Raw genomic sequence first — 5,918 nt, 5'->3', positions numbered from 1 at the left:
GTGTATCGCTGGCCGCAACCACGGCACAGAATCTTGCTGGACCTCTCAACGCTTCCGTTAACTCTCAAATCAACGTGATGGCATACGGTGCGAAGGGAGACTGCTCGACCGACGACCATAACGCAATTGTGGCGGCACAAACGGCTGCACTGGCTTACGGATCCTGGTTACAGCTTCCGGCAGCGCTCTATTTTCCCAAGCCTCCCGGTAGCTGCTATTTGACAAGTCCCATTCAGTGGGCGGGCGTTTCGCTTATCGGGCAACCAGGAGGTATTGGAGATCTAACGCATCGCTACCCGGTCGTGATTCGCGGCAAGCCCGGACAGGACATTTTCTACACTCCAGACCCGACGACTAACGCCACGGTTTTTCCCTGGTATCACTCGTGGACCATCAAGGACATCACATTTCAGGTCGACGGCACAGTGGCTGCGTCCACCCCGCATCGCTGGCCCGGAAAATGGTTTGACGACACAACTACGACAGCGGCGAGCGCAATCATCTCCACAGTAGCAGGAGAACTTAGCTGCGGAGATATTGGACAGGCTATTCAAATCAATGGTGCGGGAGCGAGCGGTGGCAACCTGGTAACGACGATCGCTTCCATCACTCCATGCTGGGCAGCCGGCAACAGCGGCTGGCAAGTCGTCACGCTGGCCGCGAATGCACAGGCTTCGCTCACCAATGCACACACCTATGTCTCTGTGCTGGGACTGCCGGTCACTACGACTATTGGCAACTGCGCCCTCGCTTTCGATATGGCGGATGGCCTGAATACTGACTGGGTGAACACCTCTCAGGACTTTGGCATGGGCAACTCTGAAATGACCAATGTGAGTTTCGTTGCCATGAATTCCTCGACGTTTAACCATTGCGGAATCTATACACAGGGAGGATGGGCGCCGTATCAGTTCAATGCGCAGAGCGTTAATTTCTACGGACAAACCTTTGGTGTAGTCGAAGCCCCGTCAGAGCTTAACTCGGTGCAGCAATCAAGCGGCAACGACTTCCAGAAATGGGATCACGTATGGATGTTCGGCGACACATATCCGTGGATCAGTTACAACGGCGGGCAGAATGTTCTTACGAACTGGCAGCTTGCCACCCTGGCAGGTCCACAGATCCTAGTGGTCGCAAGTCGAAGCTATGACACCGCCGCGGGTTGGATAATCAATATTCCCGAATTTGAAACCAGTACCGGGACGCCGACGACCTATGGAATGCGCATCGAAGGCGGTGGCCATGTAATAACAGACACAGCGTTGTCAGGACCGGGAACCACCGGTGAGATAAATGGTAACTCGATGAAACTTATCTCAAGCGGGGGTGGCAGTGTCCGAGTGACAGGATACGACAACGACATTGACATCGGCGGTGCTGATGTTAGTGGCACCTATGTCGATCTAGGGCTTGGAAACAAGATCACTGGAAGTTACAGTGGAAGTGGCGGCAACAACGGGTTTCCCTCGAACTATTCCATGGCCCTAAACCGCATCAAGGGGAATAGCCAGATAGTGGGTCGCATTACTGCCGACAATATCTTTGATGGAAATTATTCCACACCGTACAACCACGACGACCTTCTCTTCTGGCCGAAGGATTTTACGATCAATCCGGGATCAATTCCATATTCATCCATATATATTCCTGACTCTGCTTCTCCAACTGGTGCGGAGTGGGCATTGAATCCTTCGCAGTTGATTCAGCAATTCCAGCAGATTCCGTACGCCGTGTACGGTAAGAAACTGATCGCAGGTCAAAATCTGCCCACGGGCAAGGCCGTCGTCTCCTACTTGGCGAAGTGTCCAAGCGGGGTGACCAGCCTGACCTTGCAGATCCGAATGAGTGGCCTCATTCGATTTAACGACACAGAGACTTGCAGCTCGGCGCTGCAAACCTACTCTTTCGTCGCCGACTTTTCCCCTTACAGCGGAAACAACGTGGGATTCATCAGCGGGACGTCGAATAACATCCTGTTGGCATGGATCGCGATTCGCCCGTTCGTGAACGACATCAACGGTGCGACCATTCCAGGGGCGGGCGCGGCGATTCTGACCGGGCCGAAGACCTCGGTACTGCATGATTGTCCGTGGTTCACTGACACGGCTGGAACAGTGGGAGACTCCGGGAATCCCTGCGCTACAGGCGGCGGCACCATAAGCGGGCAGACGACGGGGTACCTTCCCAAGGCAACCTCTACTACAGGATCAACGTCGCCCTCGGCTATCGACGACGGTGTAACCAACACAGGTGCGCTCACGGCCCATGAACAACTGTTCGTTCAGAGCGCGGCTAACCAGTGGGTGGGACTCGGTACTTCTTTCGGATACGGAAATGTCAACATTGTCAACACCACAAACAGTTCGGGGGGAGAAGCAGCTCTTGCCCTGGTCGGCGGCAACGCAAACGCGACGACTTCAATTCTGTACGAGCTCTATAACGGCGGGAACACGCAGCAGTATTGGCGCGAAGGAATGACTGGTTGGGGTACTCTGACCGATTACGCCATCCACGACGACAAAGCTGGGAAAACCATACTCGATTTTCCTAACAGCACGATGCCCGCCAACTCCATCGGCGGCAATGCGAACGGCGCGACAGCAATCACACAGGCTGCCAGCGATAACTCAACCAATATCGCTACTGACGCCTTCGTAAAATCAAACCTTCCGCTTGCTGGATCCACAGGCAGCATCGGGGGGTCAGCGCTGGCGGCCGGCGCCTGCGCAAACGGGACGGTGAGCGTGACCGGGGCAACGACAAGCATGGCCGTGGTTGCGACTCCAACGACGTACCCTGGCGATGGCATGGATTGGCGAACTTACGTCTCGTCGTCGGGTGTTGTCACCGTCAAGGTCTGCGCGGTGATTGCAGGAACGCCAACGGCCAGTACCTATAACGTGCGCTTAATCCCATAAGTGGCGGCAGATATTCCCCCGACCTGAATCGACTGCCCATGACTCCGGCTTCATCATGAACTCAGCACTCTGCTGGTCGTGATGGAGCCGGCGCGTTCCGAGACACTCCCGGCGCCGCTGTGCTGCGGGTTGTTGTCCGCCATGGACCGTCTGGATGCCTTCATTCCAGCAGAAGAAACGAATAGGAAGTGTTTTGATGGATTCTGAAGACCGAGTCTTCAAACTGGAGTCCCTGGGTGCCGAGGAATTGGTGAAGTTTGGCCGGATTCTCGATCATCGCCCAGCGCAACTTCATGGGTGCAATGTGCTGACGGAGCTTGCCGAGCGCTTGCTGTGGGTGCGGACCCGTTCCGGGCGAACCACTCTGCTTCGCGCCAACCCGGTGCAAAGCGAATTCGAAAGACAGCGCGGCCAGCGCAACATCATTCTGAAGGCGCGTCAGATGGGACTGACCACCTGGGCGGCTGCGCGATTCTTTCTGAAGACGATTACGCTCCCCGGCACACTGACCCTGCAAGTGGCGCACACGCAGGAATCGGCAGAAGAGATCTTTCGTATTGTGCACCGCTTCCTCGATTACCTGCCAGACCGGCTGCGCAAGGGATGCCTGAGAACATCGCACGCCAATGTTCGCCAGATCATTTTTCCGGTCTTCGATTCCCAGTATCGCGTCGTGTCAGCCGGGGAACGCAATGCCGGCCGCGGTATGACAGTACAGAACTTGCACTGCTCGGAATTGGCGCGCTGGCCGGGCGATCCGGCGGAGACACTCGCAGGTCTTCGCGCCGCTCTGGCGGTGGATGGGGAGGAAATTCTGGAGTCGACGCCGGACGGTATAGGCGGATGCTTTTACGAGGAATGGCGGGGCGCGCCAGAGACCGGGATGGTGCAACACTTCTTTCCGTGGTGGATGGAGCAGCGGTACCGCATCAAGGCAGTCGACAAGGGCTCGTTGACCGAAGAAGAACGAGCGCTCATGGAACGTCATCGTCTGAGCCTCGCGCAGATCGGGTTTCGCCGCAAGACGCAAGCTAACTTTCGCGGCCTTGCGCGGCAGGAATTCGCCGAAGACGCTGAGAGTTGCTTTCTGGCAAGCGGAGAATCTGTGTTCGAGGTTGCCGCGATTGAGCAAAGACTTTTATCGGCTCCCGCTGCCGTTGAATCGCGCCACAATGGCCAACTTGAGATCTGGCTGCCGCCCATGCACGGCAAACATTATCTGGTCGCAGTCGACCCGGCGGGCGGCGGCAGTGAAGGAGACTACTCCGCCGCCGAGGTTGTGGAGTTGGAAACGGGGCTGCAGTGTGCGGAGTTTGCCGTACATATCGGCGGCCTCGAACTGGCGCGGCTCGTAACAGCCATTGCCGCCGAGTACAACGACGCATTCCTCGTGGTGGAGCGTAACAATCACGGAAGCGGCGTGCTCGCGCTAATCGAGAGCGTCTGCCGCTATCCGCGCATTTACCGCCAAGCGGGACAGATGGGATGGCTTACAACGTCGTTGAGCCGTCCGGCTGTTATCGGACGTTTGAACGCCGGTCTGATCGAACAGCCCGATCGATTCATGAGCAAACGGCTTCTGTCGGAGTGCCGAAGCTTCGTCCGGCTGCCCAATGGAAATACCGGAGCACGTGCCGGCACCCACGACGACCGCGTGATGGCCATGGCCATTGGACTGGCAGCAAGAGCGGAGTTGCTGGAAAAGAACAGCCGATAGCTTGTTGCCTTTAGCTCTTAGCTCTTTGCTTTTAGGGAGACCGTTGCTGCAATCTCTACCGAAACACCCGTGTGCCTTCGTAGCCTTGAGTTTGGGCACTGTCGACATGTCGGCAACAGGCCACCGGCTACTGGCTGCTGGCTACTGGCTACTGGCTACTGGCCAAAAGCTAGGCTTGTTCTTTCGCATTACAATCGAGACATACTTCAAAAGCAGGCGGTGACACGGGCTTGGCAGTTCTGGCGGTGCAGCATATCCGGCGCATGCGGGGGGGCGCACAGGGCCAGTTGATGCTGGGCGCCGACGGTCACGCCTACGTTGTCAAATTCCAGAACAATCCGCAGCACATGCGCGTGCTTGCCAATGAATACCTCGCCTCGAAACTCGCCGCGGCTGCGGGTCTGACCGCTCCAGTGGTTGAGCTCGTTGAGGTGTCGAGTTGGCTCATCGAAAATACATCCGAGTTGGAGATTGAACTAGGCCGTACACGGCAACGCTGCCAATCGGGTTTGCAATTCGGTTCGCGCTTCGTTGGCGGCCTGATGCCGGGGCAAGTCGTCGACTATCTTCCCGAAGAACACCTGTTGGGATTGAAGAACCTTAGCGAATTCGCCGGTATTCTCGCCCTCGACAAATGGACCGGCAACGCCAATGGTCGCCAGGCTGTGTTCACGCGCAAAGCGCGCGAACGCCGTTACCGGGCCGTGTTCATCGATTTTGGGTATTGCTTCTTCGCCGGCGAATGGAAATTTGAAGATGCGCCTCTGCGCGGAGTCTATTATCGCAACGATGTCTATCGCGAGGTTACAGGTTGGGATTCGTTCGAACCCTGGCTCTCGCGGCTGGAGACCATGCCCGCAGAGACAGTTTGGGAAACAGCCAACAAAGTTCCACCCGAGTGGTACGGCGGCGATTTGTCCGAGATGGAAGCGCTCGTGGAGAAGCTGCTGGCGCGCCGCGGCCGCATTCGGGAATTGATCGAGGCATTCGCGAGTTCGGATCGCAAGCCGTTTCCCAATTGGGGCCTTCGAACCAACGAAACATCCAGCAGTAGCTGGAATCCTGAACGCTGGGGGACTACCATCGTCGGCAGGATCATGTAGGCCGCGCCTGGCGCCGATGAACGAGGTGACGTGCAATCATGACGACTAACCATCAGCGACTCACCTGTGAGTTTCAGTTGCTGCGTTATGTGCCGAATCCGGTGCGCGACGAGTTCGTGCACGTGGGCGTGCTGCTGCGCGAGCAGGGCGCCGCGCAGACCGGGGTGCCTCCCATGGAGC

Annotated in this window: 4 protein-coding genes; all 4 read left to right on the top strand. The window is 57.1% G+C overall.

The genetic code is table 11. The features are described 5' to 3' along the window. A partial coding sequence (locus tag WA354_RS00275; protein ID WP_472811001.1) for a hypothetical protein occupies window positions 1-2,918 on the top strand: 2,918 nt, incomplete at its 5' end. Between the two features lie 196 nt (window positions 2,919-3,114). After that, on the top strand, window positions 3,115-4,635 hold the full coding sequence (locus tag WA354_RS00270; protein WP_472811000.1) for a terminase: 1,521 nt from the start codon (window positions 3,115-3,117) through the stop codon (window positions 4,633-4,635). Window positions 4,636-4,865: 230 nt separating this feature from the next. After that, the gene (locus WA354_RS00265; protein WP_472810999.1) at window positions 4,866-5,738 is read left to right on the top strand and encodes a HipA family kinase; all 873 of its coding nucleotides are present in this window, start codon (window positions 4,866-4,868) and stop codon (window positions 5,736-5,738) included. A 38-nt stretch (window positions 5,739-5,776) separates the two neighbouring features. Beyond that, window positions 5,777-5,918, top strand: a 142-nt coding sequence (locus tag WA354_RS00260) for a DUF3037 domain-containing protein (protein WP_472811002.1), incomplete at its 3' end; no start/stop codon positions are given.

The sequence above is a fragment of the Occallatibacter sp. genome (assembly GCF_049802275.1).
GTDB lineage: Bacteria > Acidobacteriota > Terriglobia > Terriglobales > Acidobacteriaceae > Telmatobacter.
Note: the sequence above shows the minus strand (reverse complement) of the source record. Positions and strands in the feature narration are given on the sequence as shown.